This window comes from Peptoniphilus sp. oral taxon 386 str. F0131, assembly GCF_000090945.1.
GTDB classification, from domain to species: Bacteria; Bacillota; Clostridia; order Tissierellales; family Peptoniphilaceae; genus Anaerosphaera; species Anaerosphaera mikwangii.
The window spans coordinates 296,034-316,507 of the sequence record NZ_GL349422.1; the positions used below are offsets into that span (position 1 = coordinate 296,034).

General features: G+C 32.4%; 14 protein-coding genes. 1 reads left to right on the top strand and 13 read right to left on the bottom strand.

Annotated features, from left to right (window positions below; translation table 11 throughout):
• Positions 1 to 325 precede the first annotated feature (325 nt).
• From msrB to HMPREF0629_RS01475, 8 genes are all read right to left on the bottom strand, one after another.
• A complete protein-coding gene (gene msrB / locus HMPREF0629_RS01440; RefSeq protein ID WP_255263840.1) occupies positions 326 to 1,273 on the bottom strand; it encodes a peptide-methionine (R)-S-oxide reductase MsrB in 948 nt (315 codons plus the stop codon).
• 266 nt (positions 1,274 to 1,539) lie between these two features.
• A complete protein-coding gene (locus HMPREF0629_RS01445) occupies positions 1,540 to 1,806 on the bottom strand; it encodes a hypothetical protein (protein ID WP_009221598.1) in 267 nt (88 codons plus the stop codon).
• A gap of 16 nt (positions 1,807 to 1,822) precedes the next feature.
• A complete protein-coding gene (locus HMPREF0629_RS01450) occupies positions 1,823 to 3,034 on the bottom strand; it encodes a pyridoxal phosphate-dependent aminotransferase (protein ID WP_369688055.1) in 1,212 nt (403 codons plus the stop codon).
• A gap of 3 nt (positions 3,035 to 3,037) precedes the next feature.
• Positions 3,038 to 4,012, bottom strand: a complete 975-nt coding sequence (locus HMPREF0629_RS01455) for an ATP-binding protein (RefSeq protein WP_009221600.1) — start codon at positions 4,010 to 4,012, stop codon at positions 3,038 to 3,040.
• Between the two features lie 5 nt (positions 4,013 to 4,017).
• The gene (locus tag HMPREF0629_RS01460) at positions 4,018 to 5,022 is read right to left on the bottom strand and encodes a DnaD domain-containing protein (protein ID WP_009221601.1); all 1,005 of its coding nucleotides are present in this window, start codon (positions 5,020 to 5,022) and stop codon (positions 4,018 to 4,020) included.
• Positions 5,007 to 5,606: a GNAT family N-acetyltransferase gene (locus HMPREF0629_RS01465; protein WP_009221602.1), complete on the bottom strand. Its 600-nt coding sequence runs from the start codon at positions 5,604 to 5,606 to the stop codon at positions 5,007 to 5,009. Before HMPREF0629_RS01465 ends, HMPREF0629_RS01460 begins: the two co-directional genes overlap by 16 nt.
• A 63-nt stretch (positions 5,607 to 5,669) precedes the next feature.
• Positions 5,670 to 7,028, bottom strand: coding sequence for an MATE family efflux transporter (locus HMPREF0629_RS01470; RefSeq protein WP_009221603.1), 1,359 nt, complete (start codon positions 7,026 to 7,028; stop codon positions 5,670 to 5,672).
• Positions 7,025 to 7,645 (bottom strand): NAD(P)H-hydrate epimerase, encoded by a 621-nt coding sequence (locus tag HMPREF0629_RS01475; protein ID WP_009221604.1) that lies wholly within the window; start codon positions 7,643 to 7,645, stop codon positions 7,025 to 7,027. Before HMPREF0629_RS01475 ends, HMPREF0629_RS01470 begins: the two co-directional genes overlap by 4 nt.
• A 273-nt stretch (positions 7,646 to 7,918) precedes the next feature.
• Between HMPREF0629_RS01475 and HMPREF0629_RS01480 the strand changes: the two genes are divergently transcribed.
• Positions 7,919 to 8,983 carry a DUF3048 domain-containing protein gene (locus HMPREF0629_RS01480; RefSeq protein WP_009221605.1) on the top strand — a complete coding sequence of 355 codons (1,065 nt, stop codon included), beginning with the start codon at positions 7,919 to 7,921 and terminating at the stop codon, positions 8,981 to 8,983.
• Between the two features lie 255 nt (positions 8,984 to 9,238).
• Here the strand turns inward: HMPREF0629_RS01480 and HMPREF0629_RS08050 are convergent, their stop codons facing one another.
• From HMPREF0629_RS08050 to HMPREF0629_RS01505, 5 genes are all read right to left on the bottom strand, one after another.
• Complete coding sequence (locus tag HMPREF0629_RS08050; RefSeq protein WP_009221606.1) at positions 9,239 to 12,994, bottom strand: Cna B-type domain-containing protein; 3,756 nt, start codon at positions 12,992 to 12,994, stop codon at positions 9,239 to 9,241.
• 32 nt (positions 12,995 to 13,026) lie between these two features.
• Positions 13,027 to 17,319, bottom strand: a complete 4,293-nt coding sequence (locus tag HMPREF0629_RS01490; RefSeq protein ID WP_009221607.1) for a hypothetical protein — start codon at positions 17,317 to 17,319, stop codon at positions 13,027 to 13,029.
• Between the two features lie 588 nt (positions 17,320 to 17,907).
• Entirely contained in the window at positions 17,908 to 18,690 is a 783-nt protein-coding gene (locus HMPREF0629_RS01495) for a type III pantothenate kinase (protein ID WP_009221608.1), read from the bottom strand.
• On the bottom strand, positions 18,691 to 19,449 hold the full coding sequence (locus HMPREF0629_RS01500) for an ECF transporter S component (RefSeq protein ID WP_009221609.1): 759 nt from the start codon (positions 19,447 to 19,449) through the stop codon (positions 18,691 to 18,693). It lies immediately after the preceding gene.
• A gap of 52 nt (positions 19,450 to 19,501) precedes the next feature.
• Positions 19,502 to 20,470, bottom strand: coding sequence for a P1 family peptidase (locus tag HMPREF0629_RS01505; protein WP_009221610.1), 969 nt, complete (start codon positions 20,468 to 20,470; stop codon positions 19,502 to 19,504).
• Between the last annotated feature and the right edge of the window lie 4 nt (positions 20,471 to 20,474).

Here is a 20,474-nt window from a genome sequence, read left to right on the forward strand (position 1 = left end):
GTTCGTCCTGAGCCAGGATCAAACTCTCAATTGAAATTTGTATCCTTAGCTTTCAGTTTCTTTCACTGACTTTTTCCGCTAAGCTTTTTGCTTTGCTTGTGTTTCTTTCTCTTACACTATTTAATTATCAAGGTTTGCTATTCATTTGAACAGCTTATTCATTATATAATTTCATTTTAAAGATGTCAAGATGTTTTTTTTATTTTTCTTTATTTCTTTTATGAAATTTTCTGTTCAAGCGACAGCTTTTTTATTCTATTAGTTTTATTCTTTTTTGTCAATAGTTTTTTCTAATATTTTTATAATATTTTTTAATTATTTTAATTTATTCACAAAATACTTTGTATTCTCCATATCCTTTTTCGTCCATTTCTTCATATGGAACAAATTCAAGTGAAGCTCCATTTATGCAATATCTCAATCCGCCACTTTCTTTAGGACCGTCATCAAATACATGCCCTAAATGTGAATTTGAGTTTTTACTTCTAACCTCTGTCCTTATCATCCCATGACTTGTATCCTTGCTTTCTTTTAATTTATCTGTAACAATCGGCTTTGAAAAGCTTGGCCATCCGCACCCTGCATCAAATTTGTCCTTAGATGCAAATAGTGGTTCTTTTGATACTTTATCCACATATATTCCTTTTCTGTATTCATCGTTAAGCTTGCTTGTATGTGATCTTTCTGTTCCTGCATTTACTATTACATCATAATCTTCTTCACTTAATTTAGTCTTTAATTCTTCCTTTGACGGTATTGGATAGTCTTCATCCATTAACGGCTCCGATGCCATTTTTAGATTTATGTGACAATATCCTGAAGGGTTATTCTTCAAATAATCTTGATGATAATCTTCGGCTAGTACAAAATTTTTAAGTTCTTGCACTTCTACTGCAAGTTCACCATGTTTTTCTTCTTCATACTTCATTATTTTATCAATTATCTTTTTATCATTTTCATCTGTATAATATATTCCTGTTCTGTATTGTCTTCCAATATCATTTCCCTGTTTGTTTATAGATTTAGGATCAATTATTCTAAAATAGTGTAATAAAATTTCTTCTAAAGAGATTTTGGATATATCATAATCAATTTTTACTGTTTCTGCATGATCTGAATTTTTTAGATTGTTATATGTTGTAGAATTACTGTTTCCATTTGCATATCCTGTATCAGTAGAATTAATTCCATTTATTTTTTGAAAATACCCTTCCACTCCCCAAAAACATCCTCCGGCGAGATATATTGTCTTTTCATTTTCCTTGTTTATCATTTTTACGTCCCCTCCTAATTCTTTTTCAAATTTGTTATCATTCATTTTATTTTTTTCCAATGTAGTTATTATTATTAATGATAACAGCATGATTCCTGCCAAAATTAGATTTTTTTTCATATTATCATCTCCATTTATTTTTATATACCAAATTTTTTTTAATTATAACTTACTTTTTTAAATCTTTGATTTTTATTTGATTTTTATCGATAATTTTCTTCTATACTTTATTTTCATAAAAAATAACCGGTCAATATGACCGGTTATTATATAATGCCTCTGATTTTAAAAAGTATAAAAAGAACAATTAAAAGTAAATATAACTTTATTAAATTTCCCGCAGTTTTTTTATTATCCAATCTTGCATATAATACACTAACTACTGCTACCACAGCAATTACAAAGTATTCTATATTTCTAACAAGCATTTTATATTCTCCAAGCTTAATTATTGATTCATTATATATCAGCTGTAATAGAGATACTAAAACTACAAGCATTATAAAAATTTTTTGTAATTGTTCCTTTTTCATTAACTTCTCCTAACTGTTACAAATTTTTTAATTTTTTGTATTTTTCAAGCCCCAATCCAAGAATTTTTATTGCTTTTTTAAGGTCTTCTACATTTAATACAAATGCAAGTCTTGCTTGATTTCTTCCAACTTCTGAATTGTGATAAAATCCAAAACCCGGTGCTATCATAACTGTTTCTCCGTCTACATCAAAATCTGTCAACATCCATTTTGCAAAATCCTCTGCATCCTCAATAGGAAGTTGCGGCATAATGTAAAATGCTCCTTCAGGTTTATAAATTTTTACACCATCTATTTTGCTAAGCTCATTGTAAATACAATCTCTTCTTCTTTGATATTCTTCATTTACTTCCTTAAAATATTCTTCACTTACATCATAGAGCTGAGTTGCGCCTATTTGTTCAACTGTTGCAACTGCAAGTCTTGCTGTAGCAAGCTTTACAAAAGAAGCCATAAGTTCTTTATTTTTACAAGCTATTGAACCTATTCTTGCACCGCAAGCTCCAAATCTTTTAGATATTGAATCTAAAAGTATCAATCTGTCTTCTATTCCTTCTATTTCTGCAAATGATTTAAATTTTGCTCCGTCAAATACAAATTCTCTATATACTTCATCTGCAATTATATATAAATCTTCTTCAACTGCAACTCTAACCAATCTTCTAATTTCATCTTCCGTATAAACCGCTCCTGTAGGATTTGACGGATTTGAAATTAATATTGCCGCCGTTTGTTCTGTAACAGAGGCCTTTATAGTTTCGTAGTCTGGAAGTCTATATCCGTCTTCTACTGTTGTATCAAATGTTTGTGGCTTTATCCCGCACTCTCTGAAAATTGTATAATAATTTGAATAGAACGGATTACAAGTTAAAATTCTCTCTCCTATTTCTGAAACTGCAATTATAGCAAATAATAACGCCTCACTTGCACCTGCTGTTATAATTATCTCCTTGTCAGAATCAAAATCTATTCCCTTATTTTTATAGTATTTAGCAGTTTGCTCCCTAAGTTCTTTAACACCTATAGAAGGTGCATAACTCAAAGTTTTCATATCTAAATTTTTAATTGCATAAAAAAATTCTTCCGGAGTTTTCGTATCCGGAGCTCCTATATTTAAATGATATACTTTTTTACCCTTAGCCTTAGCTTCATCAGCATACGGTGTTAATTTTCTTATTGCAGAATAGGGTATTTCCTGCACTCTTTGTGAAATATTCATATTCTTCATCCCTTATAAATTAATTTTTAATCTTAAATCTTCGCCAAAAAATTTTAAAGGCTTAAATTTATAAAATACTCTTGAAAAAACCCTATCTGTATATGTGTTTGAAAGTTCTTTCAAAGACAAATTTGTAGAAATTAATGTTTTCTTTCCGCTTATCATTCTGGCATTGACTATATTAAAAATTTCAGATGCCGAAAATGAGTTTACCATTTCAATTCCCAAATCATCAATTATTAACAGTTCACTATCAAACAACATATCATATTTCATAGAATTTAATTCATTTCTTCTAAACTTTCTATCTTCTATTACATCTAACATATTAAAAGCAGTTTGATAAATTACATTTACATTTCTATCTAAAAGATACTTAGCTATGCAATTTAACATAAAGGTCTTTCCCTGACCTGTTGCTCCGTAAAAAAGCATATTGTAATCATTTTTTTCTTTGAATGTTTTTAAAAATTCCATTGAACATTTATAAATCATCCTCATATTTTCTCTTGGAGAAATTCCCTCTTCCTCATATATCTCATCCGAAAAAATATTTAAGTCAAATGTATCAAAATTTTCTTTTCTGAGCATATAGGAAATATTGCTTATATTATATAAATCATTACTTAGCCTTGCTTTTAGACAGTTACATCTGATCCCGCCCTGAAGATATCCTGTATCTTTACACTCCTCACAGCTATAATGTAAATCTAAATAATCTGCCTCGTATCCATTTTTTAATAAAAATCTTTCCTTTTCGCCCCGAAGGGCATATATATCCTCATTAATTTTTTCAAGTTCATCAACCGAAGGATTTTTTATTTGCCTTTTAGTCGCCTCAATGCTCAAATTTACAATACACTCATCAATTTTTTTAATTTCGGGGATTTTTAAATAAACTTCTTCTTTGCGAAGATTAAGAGCTTTTTGATTCTCATCCCTTTTAATTTCATACTCTCTTTCAATTTTTCTAAAAATTTCCCTCATAAATATCACCTTAGACTTTTATAATAAGCCTGTCTTTTTTTCCTTGCAAGTTCTTCCAAATCATCTTCTGATAATTTATCGGTAAGCTGTTTGAAATTATGAAACTTAGTTTTTTTAACTTTAGTTTCTCTTTTATCCAAACTCTTAATTTGATCCGGACTTGTTATTCCTTTTTCTACCCAATTCAATAAAATTCTGTTTACATATCCTAAATTCGGATTATTTGTATTTATGCACTTTTCACATGCAGCCATTACAAGCTCCATACTTATATTATACTTCTCAAACCAACTGTTTACCGTCTCAAAATCTACAGCATTATAAGATTTATTTGACAACCCTATTTTATCTTTTATTTTTATAAGCCTATAATATCTCTCATCATGTTCTCTATAGCTATTTTCTATATCTTCAACTGTTCTAATGTTATTCTTAGACCAATTTCTCACAATTGCTTCAACATATTGAATACTATCTTTCTTTTTTACTTCCGTAGCATACCAAAATGCTTCTTCAATAATTTCAACAGGCATATTATATACATCTCTCCACGATGCAATATCTTGCTTTTGTGCTATTGAAAGTCTGCCTCTCATAAAATAGTCCGCACTTGAAAGTAAGCCCGCTATTTTTTTATCATCTAATATTGAATTTTGATCTACTTTTTCTTCAGCATTAGAAACTGTATATATATTTTCAACATACAATTCCTTTAAACTCAAAAAAACTATATCAAAACTTCCATCTTCTTGCAGTTCTTTCTTTATTATTCCAACCTTCTCCCAGTAATCCCATGCTCTTAAAACATCAGATTCTATCAATCCTAGGATGTCTGCAACTGTATGAAAGTCAAAATTTTTAAGTCCTCCGGACTCTCTTGCAAGTTTATAACCTATCAGATAAACCTTTACAAAATTTCCGTCCGCTGCAGGCATATAATCATTTATAAAAATATTTTCAACAGGAGTATCTCCCATATCCATACTTAATTTTTTTAATTTGAAATACATTTTACCACCTCATTGAAAGTATTTCTATCTAAAATCATCTTATCTGCATAAAAAAATAATTTCCCGAAAAAACTCAAAAAATATTTTTTAAACTTTGTATATTCCACATCACTAAAATCTATATCTCCATTTGGATAAAAATAAATTGTTGAAGAATATTTTCTAAATCCCATTTTTTTATATAATCTCTTTGCTCTGTCATTGTACCCCGCAACAGATAAATATATCTTCGAAAAATTCATCTCATTAAAATAGTAACTTAACATTCTCAAAAGTATTTCCGTTCCATATCCACATGATACCTTATCCGGATTTAATACAATTCCAAGGACTGCCGTCTTAAAAAATTTATTTATTCTCTTAAAACTCAAATATCCTATAGGTTCTCCTTCTTCAAATATTGTAAAATATAAAACTCTTCGTCCGTGAGTTTTCCACGAAAACCAATCTTCTATATCTTTTTTAGAGTCCTCATAGAAATTATAATCATCATATAGAGAAATACTATGCTTTCCCCAATTTTTAAATTTATATACATCTTCAAGCTTCATTTTATCAAAATATAGTTTATCGCTATAAATCATAATATATCCGCCTTTTTATAATACTATACTCTATTTTATTATAATGCAATGCTTTTTAATACTTTATTTATTAAACCTTTCCTGCGGATTCCACTTTCCAAAAAAATAATATAATCCATTTAAAATACATGTAACTATCCACGAGATAGGATAAGATAGATAAATTATTTCTATATTATTCCAAGTTCTAAGAGCAACATATATCCAAACCATTCTAAGCCCGCACATTGAAACTATTGAAATTGCCATCGGAACTATTGCTTTCCCCGCTCCTCTTACAAAACCGCCGAATACTTCACTTATTCCAAATATAAAACATGTACTTGCAATATAATACAGACATTCTGAACCATAGTTTATAACTTCAGGATCACTGTTAAATACAGAAATTAAAATTTTTGCAAAAATTATACTTATTGCAGATAAAAATAATGCAGTTCCGACCATGAGCAACATTGCAGTTTTTATTCCTTTTTTTATTCTGTCAAATCTGCCGGCTCCAAAATTTTGTCCTGCAAATGTTGTTGCGGATAAAGACACAGCTTGAAGTGCCATAAATATGAATCCGTCTATTCTACTTTCTGCAGAAATTCCGGCTATTGCATTCGCTCCAAATGTATTAATTTTTGATTGTATCAAAACATTTGAAAGGGAAATTACACTTGATTGTACACCTATCGGAATTCCTATTTTTAAAATTTTTCCAATAGTATCTCTATAAAATTTGACATCTTTAGGATTTAATTTAAAAATTCTATCAGAAACCATAAGGTTATAAGTAACCAAAATCGCAGATACAACTTGAGAAATAAAAGTTGCCCAACCCGCTCCGACTACTGATAACTTAAAATAAACTACAAATACTACATCTAAAATTATATTTACTATCGCACTTATGCATAAAAAATTAAAAGGTCTTCTTGAATCTCCGGTAGATCTTAAAATTCCCGCTCCCATATTGTAAATTAACAGGGGCGTAACTCCAAGGAAAAAAATTCTCATATATCTTATTGAATCATCCATAATTTCACGTGGCGTATTCAAATTCGAAAGAATAATAGGAGATAAAAAATATCCCAACACAGATAAAACTATTCCTCCCACTATAGCTACTGCATAAGAAGTATGAATACAGCTGTGAAGTTTCTTCCTATTTCCCATTCCATAAAATTGAGATACTATAACAGATGCCCCTGTAGTAAGTCCTAAGAATAATCCTATTAATAAATTTGCAACAGGACCTGTTGCACCTACAGATGCCATAGGTCCTTTACCTGCAAAATTTCCAACTATCATGAGATCTGCTGTATTGTAAAGTTGTTGCAAAAAATTTGAAAGTAAAAGCGGTATCGCAAAATAAATTATCCCCGATGCTATTGAACCTTCGGTAAAATTCACATTCCCATCTATTTTTAATTTCATATCGCAGGTATTCCTATATATACAGTTGAAATTTTTCCGCAAATTTCATTATTGACCATACCATCTTTTACATCATGTATAGTTATCGTTTCATTTGCCATAACCACACTGCCTAAAATATTCCCCGTATCAGCATCAAGTCCTGACGGTATATCTATTGAACAAGTGTAATTGGAATGGGCGTTGATATTATCTATAACCTTCTCATAAATCCCGTCTACATTTCTTGTAAGACCCGTTCCGAAAATAGCATCTACGCAAACTTCATTTACTTCAAGTGAATTAACCAACAAATCCAAATCATTTTCATTTTCTATAAAAAATATATTTTCAGTAAGATTTTTAAGCATTTCCAAATTTTTAATTAAATCATCACTTTTCGGATCTTTCACTATAAATACATCAACATCTTTTTTATTAATTAGAAGATGTCTTGCCAAAGCAACTCCATCGCCGCCATTATTTCCGCCTCCGCATACAATAGTATATGAGTCGTAAATATTTAGTTGATGAAAAATAGCAACTGCCGCATTTTCCATCAACAATAACGACGGTATTTTATACTTGGAAGTAGCCTCCTTATCAAGTTTAATCATTTCATTTCTTGAAATACTCATAACAACACCTCACTTTTTTTAATTATATCACATTTGAATGTTAATTCTTGCTTATTATCAACAAAAAGTTAATCTTTTTACAAGTATTGATTTTTATCTATGTACTCATTAAACTATTATTAAGGAGGTAAAATAACTCAATGAATTTGCAACAGCAATGACATTATATTTAAAAAAGTTTTGAATTAATTTATCATAAAGATAGATTAATTTTTCCGGAATTAAAAATATTAATTACCGAAATTAAAAATAATTTTAATATGGAGAATGATTATGAATAAAACTAAATTAATTACAACACTACTATTATCCTTTACACTTTGTGCCTGCTCTTCAAACGGTGCAAGCGAAAGTTCGAATAAAGTAAACGAACCTGTAAAAGAAGAAATTCACTACTATGCACCTCTTAGCGGAATAGAAACTGAAAAAAACATTTCAAAAGAACCTGTATTTGCAGTTATGATTGATAACCATCCTGATGCAACTCCTCAATCAGGTCTTAACGATGCTGAAATAATCTATGAATTTAAAGCTGAAGGTGAGTATACAAGATTTATGGCACTATTTATGAAAAACCATGTTGATGTACTTGGTCCGGTTCGCTCTGCAAGACCATACTTTGTAGATACCGCAAAAGAATATGATGCAATTTATGCTCACTGGGGAGGTTCAGATGCAGGCTACATGGAAATTGAAACTGTCGGCTTAAAAGACTTGGATGGAATTTATTTAGAGGGCTCAACCTACTACAGAAATAAAGAAGTAAAAAAGAAACGTCCTCATGACGGTTATACAAGCTATGATTTATTATATTCGGCAGCAAAAGATTTTAATTACTTAGAAGACCTTAAAGAAGTAAAAGGCTTTAAGTTCGACACATCAGAAAATTTGGATACTCTTAATCTACAAATGGGTGATTCTCCTGCTACAAAACTTTCATTGGATTTCTTCAAACACTATAATATGACTTTTGAGTATAATGAAGAAACTAAAACATATCTACCTATAAGAAATGGAGAAAATGTAATTGATGAAAGAGACGGATCAAATGTATCTGCAAAAAATATAATACTTGAATTTGCAAAATCAAGTATTACAGGACCAAAAGACACTCTCACAATAGAACATATAGGAAGCGGAAACGGAAAACTGTTTACTCAAGGTAAAGTAATAGATATAACTTGGGAAAAACCAAGTAAAAAAGAAAAGACAATATTTAAAACAACAAACGGAGAAGAAATAATATTAGCTCCCGGACTTACATTTATAGAAGTTCTTGATCCGACTGACAATGTTTTGATAGAACCCGTTATTCAAACTCAAGAAAGTGCATCATGATAAGAAAAAAGTATAATTATAAAACATCTGAGGAATACAACAATATAATCTTTAGGTGTTTTCAATTTGATTCTTTCTATAACTTTTCAGTACCATAAAATATATTTAATTTTTAAATAAAAAAGATGAGATTGGTTTTAATCTCATCTTTTTACTTTATACATATTTCAACTCTGTAAAAATTAGTATATCTTTTATTATAGTCTTTACTGTTTTCTATATTGCTCCTTTGACAATTTGAGCAACTTTATAATACTAATATTTCTTCTTTTTAAATACACTCACAGCATATATTCCAACCGCTATTATTGTTGCCATTTCTGCATATAGACCTGAATTGACAAATCCGGTTTTTGGAATTTTTTTGTATTGAATAACTTCAGGCTCCTTTGGAATTTCCTTTGGAATTTCTATATTTTTAATTCTAAATCCTTCTTCCATGTCTCCTGTTATTTCTGTCTTATATCCTTGTTGTTCTTCTTCTCCTATTGTGTATTCTATTTTATTTCCTTCGTCGTCGTATGTTTTTAGGTCTTTAAATGTGTATTTCCAATTTTCTGATTTTGTCAGAGTTTTGCTTTCTATTGCTATTCCATTTGCATATAGCGTTATATTTATGCTGTCAAGTTCTTTTCCTTCCCACTCTTTCTCAACATTTACATAGGTTGTTTCATCTATCACCGGTTGTGTTTCCAACGGTGTATACGTTGATGTCGGTGGTGTAAATGGTAATTCCTGCGGTGTATACGGTGGTGTGTATGGTATCTCCGGAGGTGTATATGGCGGTATCCATGAATTTTTCTCTTTATTGGTTATTGTCAGACCGTCTTTCATTGTTCCGCTATAGCTTACTTCATACCACTTACCTGCTAGTTGAATGGATGAACCGCTTTCTCCAACTTCCTTAACTGTATATTGATAGTAGTTTGTACTTCCAAGTCCGTTTGCCACTTCAAGTTTCTCGAACTCTCCGCTCCAGTTATTATCCTCTGTAAGTTCAAGTTTCTCGCCTGTAGCTACTCCGTCTTTATATAGTTCTACTTCTATTCTATCTATAGGAGCTTCAATGCTGTTTTCTGAGTTGTCTTTCCATTCTTTTGTTACTTTAATATCTCTTGTCGGCGGTTCCATCGGTGTCCATGGCAGTTTTTCTCTGTTGGTAACCGTAAAACCATCTACCATTGTACCATCATAAGTAACTCTATACCATTTGTTATTTAGTTGAATTGCATTTCCACTTTCACCGGTTTCCTTAACTGTGTATTGATAGTAATTTATATTTCCAAGTCCGTCCGCCACTTCAAGTTTTTCGAAAGTTACAGTCCAGTTGTTATCCTTTGTAAGTTCCAACTTCTTTCCTGTAGCCACTCCGTCTTTGTATAACTCCACTTCAACACTTTCAATAGGAGCTTCTGCGTCATTTCCTTGAATGTCTTTCCATTCTTTTGTTACTTTAATATCTCTGATTGGCGGTTCCATCGGTGTCCATGGTAACTTTTCTTTGTTGGTTACTGTAAGACCGTCTTTCATTGTTCCGCCATAAATAACTCCAAACCATTTACCGACTAATTTAATTGCTGAACCGCTTTCGCCAACTTCCTTAACCGTATAATTGTGATTTACCCCGCCTAAAGTTGCTGATACCGGCAATTTTTCAAAAGTAGCAGTCCAATTATTTGCTTCATTTAAAGTAAGTTTTTTTCCTGTTGAAACATCATTTTTAAATAATTCTACTTGTATTTCATTAACAGGTATTGTATGCCCTTCAAGCAATTCCCAAGTCTTTGTTACCTTGACATCTCTTGTGGGAATTTCCATCGGTGTCCATGGCAGTTTTTCTTTATTTGTTACTTTAAGACCGTCTTTCATAGTACCAGTGTAAGTAACGCCAAACCACTTGCCGGCTAATTGAATAGCATTTCCGCTTTCGCCAACTTCCTTGACTGTGTATTGATAGTAATTTATACTTCCAAGTCCATCTGCCACTTCAAGATTCTTGAATTCTCCGCTCCAGTTATTGCCTGAGTTCAGTTCAAGTGTTTTTCCTGTTTCAACTCCGTCTTTATATAGTTCTACTTCTATCTTATCTACAGGAGATTGTACATTATTTCCTTGAATGTTTTTCCACTCTTTTGTTACTTTAATATCTCTTATCGGCGGTTCCATCGGTGTCCACGGTATTTTTTCTTTGTTAGTTACTGTAAAGCCGTCTTTCATTGTACCAGTATAAGTAACACCAAACCACTTGCCGGCTAATTGAATAGCATTTCTGCTTTCGCCAACTTCTTTTACAGTATAATTGTGATTTTCTCCGCCTAAAGTTGCTGATACCGGTAATTTTTCAAAAGTAACTGACCAATTATTGTCTTTTGTAAGATCTAATTTAGTACCTGTAGCTACTCCATCTTTGTATAATTCTACTTCTATCTTATCTACAGGAGCTTCCTTAACATTGCCTTGAATGTCTTTCCACTCTTTTATTACTTTAATATCTCTTGTTGGTGGTATCATCGGTGTCCATGGTAACTTTTCTTTGTTGGTCACAGTCAAACCGTCTTTCATTGTTCCGCCATAAATAACTCCGTACCACTTATTATTCAATTGAATAGCATTTCCACTTTCACCGGTTTCCTTAACTGTATATTGATAGTAGTTTGTACTTCCAAGTTTATCTGCTACTTCAAGTTTTTCAAATGTCGCTGTCCAATTATTGTCCTTTGTAAGTTCCAACTTGTTTCCTGTAGCAACTCCATTTTTGTATAGCTCCACTTCTATCTTTTCTACTGGAGCTTCTGCGTTATTTCCTTGAATGTCTTTCCACTCTTTTGTTACTTTGATATCTCTAGTTGGCGGTTCCATCGGTGTCCATGGTAACTTTTCTTTATTAGTTACTGTAAGACCATCTTTCATAGTTCCAGCATAAGTAACTCCAAACCATTTATTATCAAATTTAATAGCAGAACCACTTTCTCCAACTTCTTTAACTGTATAATTATGATTAGCTCCACCTAAAGTTGCTGAAACAGGTAATTTTTCAAAAGTAACAGTCCAGTTATTTGCTTCATTTAAAGTAAGTTTTTTACCGGTTGAAATATTATCTTTAAATAATTCAACTTGAATTTCATTAACAGGAATTGTATGTCCTTCAAGCAAATCCCAAGTCTTTGTTACCTTGACATCTCTTGTGGGAATTTCCATCGGTGTCCAAATTAAAGACCAAATTGCATATAGCTCTACATCTTTATCCAAAGTTCCTGTTTTAAAAGTATTGCCTTTGGTGTACATAGTACCTTTGCCGTCAGCTTGTGTATTCCATCCTTTGAATACATATCCGGATCTTTTCATTGTACCCGCACCTAAAACAGTCACTTTATCTGTATCTGCATCATCTCCGTCAGCGTTAACGGATGGATAATATCCATTATTGTCCTTTGGTGCTTCTCCCGTTACATCAGCATGATTCTTGTTGTAAATGATATTTCCATAAACGATAATATCATATTCCGCTTTTACTGTATCTTCAGGTATTGCCTGATCGGTACTTGCCAATGTGTTAGTTGTTGTAACTTCAGCTTTAATTTTACCTGTCGTCTTTCCAATTACTTTCCCGCTATTGTCAACATCTGCTACATCATTTTGTAACTCAAGATATTTTAATTCAGGAAATACAGTAGGATGGTCACTTGTAGCAAGTCCTTTAGCTGCCGCTTCCCCCGACTCTTCTCCAACATGAAGCTTAACAGTCTCCGTTTTTATTTTAGGAGGATGAATCAATCCGCAACCTATAGTATCAAGTGATTTATCTCTTACAAGTTCAGGTAATTCAGACGTTTTATAGTTTGTTCTGTCAAAATCGGAATTTTTGTGTTCCAACATATCCGAATCTTCCGCTTTCAATGTAAGCTTTGCTTCATCATCCGGAATAGTAACTTTCATCCACTGACCTTTATCAAGCATATAGCTCTTTAATTCATATCTTCCATTTTTATCTGTAATTGCACTGTGAATCAAAGTATTAGCAGGAATTAGCTTATTATTGATAATTACATCATGATTAGGAGAATATAGTTCAAATTTAACACCATTTGCTTTTTTTCTCCATCATCAAGTTTTCCGTTTTCATTCTTATCCCACCATACATCTGATGAAATAATAGAAAAATTTCCATACACATATTTTGCAGGATTGATATAGCCACTCATCTTATATCCTGTATAGTCGGTTGTTTCAAAGCTTCCGCCAATATATGCTTCAAGTTCATCAGTTGTAGTTTTAGCATTAGTTCTAAGTGGCAATTTAATATTTACCTGACTGCCCTTAGGAAGTTCTCCTAAATCAAGTTTAACATGAGTTACTTTGTCCCAATTTGTTACATCCGCTGCAGAAACAAATGTGTTTCCACCGTCTATACTATAACTGAATTCCTGTTTACCCGGACGACTGTCTCCCGTAACAATCGCTTCACCTGTCAAATACATATTAACTTCAGTTTTCGGCGTTTGAACTGTTTCATTTTGCTGAGTATATGATACTGATTTATCTTTTTTAGGAATTTCAATAATTGCCTTAAATTCCTTAAATCCGTCTGAATCCGGAGCTTGAACGGAAAAATCTCCACGCAGATTCTCTCTCTCATCAGGATAGAATTTTTGTGTAGGGAATTTACTTCCTGCTGTTCCATATACGATATTATCATATTTTCCCGGGAATATATTTGAACCTACCGCCGTATTCTTGGATACTATGACTTCCACCTTGCTCAAATTTACTCCGAACAGTTTCTTCTCCTTCGTAGCATCAAGCGCCTTTGCCGCATTTTCAGTTAGCTGAAATAAATCGCCTTCGAGTTTTGCATAGCTGTAGTATTCTTCCTTGCTGCCGTCCAGCTTGCTCTCCAGTTTACTCATATCGTAATAAACCATTCCGTACGGATGATGTTCATTTTCTCCCGGAGAGGTAACACTCGTATATCTGAAACTCTTTAACGCAATTACAACAGGGTCTTCCATAAATTTAAGTACATTGTCATTGTAGTAATAATAGTAAGAAAACGCCTTATTCTTAGTAATTTCCCTAATTTGTCTATTTAAAGCTTGTATTCCCGCTTCTGTAATAGACATTTTAATCCATACTCTGCCGTCAACATCCTTAATCTGTTCGATTTTCACATTGCCGGATGCATTATCATAACCTAAAAATTTACACTTGTCCACATCGGCGGCAAATTGCTTATCCGTGATTTCCACATAGGCAGATTCAGGGATTCCATAAGGCATCTTACCTGCTTCAGGAACATCTGAATTCATAGCATAAGCATAAGCTTTTGTATTAAATTTAACTTTTTGCATACTTGTTCCGGTCTGTGAAATGGAATTAATCGTATCATCACCGGTATTTGAAATGACATTATCCGCAGTCTTATTGGTAACAATATAAGTTCTTGTCAAAAGACCGTAACGTTGCGGTGTTTTTATAGCATTCCATGCCCTACCGCCAAAGGCTTGTCCTTTGCCCGCATCATGAATATGATTACCGTCGCTGCAGTTTCCATTATAGTATTTACCTTCTAAATTCTGAATAAAGTAATTAGGTCCATACCAAGCACCTTTTTCCTTCTCTATAGTAAGTGGATTTCCTTTGAAATCCGTATTTCTAAGTTCATATTCGATATTGGAAAACAATACAGCTATTCCTGTTTGCTTATCCGCAAACGGTTCAATATTGAATACCCCATCATAGCTTAGGATAATACTTGACAAATGTTCAACATTTCTGTCAATTCCAAGATCTATTTTTGTTCCGTCTTCAATATTTCCAATATCATATACTTTCTCTGCACTTTCAGTTCCGGATAGATTATCAACAGTTTTATAAGTGATTTTCCATCCACTTAAAGCTTTCGCTGCCGTAAATTTTCCAGTCAAAAGTCCTGTTTTATCAGCTTTAGTATCCAATCCCTTAAGATTCAAAGTTCCTACTGTCATATCAATCTTCGGATTTTTTGTCACAGGAGAAAACTCTTTCTTAACTCCATAATCAAAGAACATCATCCAAGTATCATAGAAAGTTCCATTTTCTGCTTGATTAGGAAACAGTACATTTTCTTTTAATCTGGCTCCTGTACTTTCCGCCTTCAAAGGTGTACATTTCTTTTGAGTTACTGTCGTCCAAAAGAAATCGTCCTTTGCTTTTCCACTGAGATTATTAACAGGATTCTTTACAGCCTTGTCAGCCTCATAATCAAAATTGTCATTTACATCAGCAGTTGGATCAGTTGATTTTGCAGAATATTTTACCTGTAAATGTCCTGTAGCTGTAGGCGTAACATAAAAGTCAAATTTACTTTGAGCATATGACTGTCTTCTGGTATTTTCATTATATCTTCCTGCAAAATGTGTAGTTGCATTAAAGATATCATTATTTAAATATTCCCAATACACCTCAACTTTAGTTATTCTTCCACCGGAAGTATCAAAGTTTACTTTAGGAAAATTATGAACTTTATTTGCTAAATGAACAGGTGAATTTACATCTACTGTATGTTCATTACCATCTGCAGTAGTATAAACAACCTTTGCTACTTTATAAGAAGTATTATTCCATGTTTGAGCAGTCCCTTTCCATGCAGTGGGTTGAATTTCTTCCGGAAATTCATAAGTTTCAACCGTAGCTCCGGTCTTATTCTTTGGAAAATACTCATTCCATTCTCCGTTTGCATCTTTTAATATATAATATTCATTACTTAAACGAGTATAACCTACATCTGAATAATTCGCATCAGGAGATACTGCATTTGCAGTATAATATCCTCCTGCGTTTTTATAAAGCTGATATCCCGGTCCTGCAAAGCTATGAATTTCATATCCATCTACAATATGAGCTTTCATAGTTTTAATCTTTACACCTTGGCCATCAGCACTGACGATAACTTCCTTTTTGCCGTCCGTTCCGTTTGGAGTCTCAAAGACAAATTCAGGTGTTGTAGCTTCATATAAAGTGTCAGAACCGATATCTTCTATTCCATCCGGAACTTGCCATACAGGTGAAAATCCATTTGAAAAAACTTCACTCCATTTATGATCGCTTCCATTATTATACATAGGTTTTCTTGGCGTTAAAATATAATAATTTCCCCTGCCGTCACCATCATTTTTCATTTCACTAACGCTTACATAATAAGCAAGATCTAAATCATATAATCCATTTCTGATTTGTAATTTTTTTAAAATAAAATTTCCCTCAGCACTTGCAGTTTTTGGAACATAAACTTTAATATGTTTCAAACTCATTAGAGGAGTATCTCCATCATGAATCGTCCCCTGCTTATAATAATAGTAGTCCCTGTTACCTGTAAACGGACCGCTTGCAGGATCTGTATCATAAAAATTTATAAAACCGGAATTTGCTATCTTTGCCATGCTACTTGCATTTAGATGACGATCTCCTGTTACTGTCGTTTTAGGATCATTATAATTAATCGGTGACATTCTCCACTTATATTCTGACGGATTTCCTGCACTGTTAATCGGCTCGTTGTTTTCTCCCTCACAGGCAGCAACATTAAGCTTTGTTTCAAGTTTTCCTTCGTTCAGCCACTTTTCACATTCTTTAGCGGTCAAACTGCGTCTGTTAAAGGCGATATTAAAAACCAAGCTTGCACTACCGCCCAAAGATCCAAGAAAATTATCATTTATATCATAAATAATTTTTACAACTTTATCATAATTCTTTTGCGATACAGGATCCAACGGAATTACATTGCCATTTGCATCAAGCATGGTAATTTTTTCAAACTGCACTCCTTCAATGCCGGGGTTGGAAAGTTTGAATCCGTAAGACGGTATATCCACTACAATTCTTTGGTCGCCGAACTCATTGCTACCATCATCCTTCACACGGAAAAAAGGCGTGTAATTTATAGTAAACAATGTATCCGTCATAGTTGCCAAATTATATTCGTTTATTGACGTTCCGTCACCGTTTGATGTATCATTAATCTTATGACTGTCATCATATACCGCAAGTTTACCGTTTGTCATAGGTGCACCCTTAACAGACGGAGATTTAATTAGAAAATTTTTATCTAAAAACTTCTCAGTTCCATCTATTTTATTAACAGCTTTCATAACTGCTTCTTTAATTTCATTCTCAAATAAGGCATTTTCGTCTTTGATGTCAACATCTTCTTTCAGCTTTATGCCTAACTTTTTCGTAACCGTAGTTTCTAACGATTCACTTTCTGCAAAAACAGTACTGCTTGAAACAATAACCCCTAAAAGTATTATAAAAGCTAATAAAAAAGATATTACTTTTTGTAATATTATCCTCTTTTTCATTGATTTTATTTCCCCCTCTTTATTCCTTTTCAAAATTTATAATTTTAATTTTGAAAACAAAATTAAAGTTTTATTTTCAAAGGATACCTTTATAAACTAACGATAACCTCAGCAAACAAAACCTTTCTATAGTAAAACTATATAAATCCCATTTTTATATTATACTAAATTACGGTACAAAAAGTCTACTCTTTTTAACAATTATTTAGCAATTTTAACTTATAATTTATTTACTTTTAGTACATCATTTCCATTTTAACTTTTAAAGTTTGAATATAAACATAATTTATATCAAATATTTCAATTTTTTCTAAGACTTATTTTGTTATCTCAAGCATTCTCTTCTGTCATTTCGACCGAAAATGAACGAAACTAAGTGCAGTGAATTGTAGCGGAGAGATCTCTTTTATTTCTACCATTGTATGAGATTTCTCCATTTTGGCTACGCCTCCAGTCGAAATGACAAGGAAAAAATACTAACGGGACTACAGTCGAAATGACAAATAAGGAAGTCTATTAAGACTTCAAGCAAAAGCATGAATAGAGAGCTATCGTATTGAAATAAATAAAAAGATGTCTTAATTTTTATTAAGACATCTTTTTATTTATTTCATATATTATTTTAAGTCCTTTTAGTGTCAAATTATTATCTACAATTAAATTATATTTTGAATCTTTTGTGAGTAATGACGAAAAACTTCCCGTCATTACTATATTGACATCTTCAGGTTTTAATTCCAATTCAGTTAATATATAACCTATTATTCCATCTATTGTGCTTACATATTGATAATATAGTCCGGACTGCATAGCTTTTACCGTCGTATTTCCTATAACTTTTTTAGGTTCTACTATCTCTATTTTAGGCAGTTTTGCATTTTCAGTTGTAACTGCGTCTCGTGCAATCTTTATTCCGGAAACTATAAGTCCTCCAAGAAAATCAGATTTTTCATTTACAACATCAAACGTCAATACTGAACCAGAATTTATTATAATAGCACTTCCTCTAAATTTATTTAATACGGCAACTGCATTTGAAATTCTATCTGAGCCCACTTCTTTCGGATTTTCACATTTTATGTTAAGTCCTGTTTTAATTCCAACTCCGACTATCACAGGTTCAAGTTTACAATATTTTTTAATCATCTTTTCAACATTGTAAGTCATATCGGGAACAACTGATGATATTATAACTCCATCTATATTGTGAAAGCTTATATCTACATCTTGTAAGAGAAGCTTATATAGAATTCCTATTTCATCAGCTGATTTTGAAATATCAGTTTTTATTCTAAATTTGTATAAGAGCTCATCATTATTATAAATTCCAAAAATTGTATCCTTATTTTCTATATTAATCGCTAAAAGCATTTATTTACCTCTTCCTAAAAGCATTGCTTTTACTACAGCTGTTGTAATTATTACCGACAGAATAGCTTCAGGTATTCCTGATGTAACAGTTACTCCTAAAATTGCAGTTCTTGCTTGTTCGATAGGTTTTCCGATTGTATTCATATATCTTTCCGCATATATGAGATATATGCCTCCAAGTACAAAAATTGTATTTGTCATAGAACCTAAAAATGCTGCAGCAGTTATTGAAAAATCATTATTCATATGCTTGTAAGTATAATAGAGCATAAATATTGAAATTACTAAAAATATTCCCATCAGTACAAGCGTAGTTGTGTTTGCATCCGATTTAATATTTTTTTGTAATAGATATGCTAAAAATGCTATTATTACAAGCCAAGCAACAGTTGACGCTTTTTTTAGGCTGTTTTCATTTTTATCTTTTAAAAACCTGTAAACATAAGCTGAAACTAACCCTATCAAAATTCTCGGAACTATTGATATCAACGGATTATAGAATACAAATGATATAGGTCCCGGCCTTGTTATTGCATTAAATAAACTTGACACTCCAAATATTAAACCGACTGCCGCTCCTACAATCGGACCTTCCAATATTCCTGCGATTATTACAGGAATGTGCATAGTAGTTGCATTTATTATTCCAAGCGGAATAAAGCCAAGGGGAGTAAGTCCTAATACTACAGTAACTGCTCCAAGCATGGCTGCTACTACAAGTTGTCTGTTTGTAACAGATCTCTTTCTTCCATTATTCATTTTTTACCTCCTGATACGGTTCTTAAAGATACCGTTCAATATATTACTAACCCTACAAATTTATATCTTCATAGGAGATTAGCCCTTTTGTTGTTTTTGACGAATATACCGCATTTGAAATTGCTCTTGATATTACCTTTGCTGCCGTCATACCTACAAAGCTGATATCAGTCTCCACTTCTCCTGTTGCTATTGTAAATATTGTATCTCCGTCAAACATGGTATGCACAGGTTCTATACTTCTTGCATATCCGTCGTGTGCCATTTGCGAAATTTTATTACAATTTGCCTTAGTCAATTTTGCATTTGTTGCAACTATTGAAATCGTCGTATTTGTTGCCCTATTAAATGCGTTATAGTTTGCTGTTTTTTCTTCATAAATTTTCATTGTATCTAAAAATTTCTTTTCTTCTCTTGAATATACACCTGCGATTTGAATACCTTTTTCAGCATCACATATATCTCCAAATGCATTTAAAACTGTAAGTGCTGCAATTTTTAAATTGCCGATTTGAATAGATGCTTGTCCTATTCCCGACTTCATTGAAAAATCATTTCCCAAGATTTTTCCAACAGTTGCTCCTGTTCCCGCTCCTATACAGCCCATAGACGTATCTTCGGTCTTAGAATTTTTGCAAGCTTCATATCCCATCTCCAAGTCGGGACGACAATGTGGATCTCCTACAGCTAAATCAAATATAACTGCTCCTACTACTATAGGAACTCTGCATACGGTAACATCCATTCCAAGCTCTTTTTCCTCTAAGTATTTCATAATTCCGCTTGCAGCATTAAGTCCATAAGCAGATCCTCCGCTTAGCATAACACAATTTACCTTCTCTACAAGATTTTCAGGTCTTAATAAATCCGTTTCTCTTGTTCCCGGAGCACTTCCTCTTACGTCTACTCCACATACAGCTCCTTTTTCAGGTATTATTACCGTAACTCCTGTAAGTCCGTCAAAATTTTGTGCATGACCTACTTTTAAATTTCCTACATCAGTTAAATATCCACTATACAAAAAA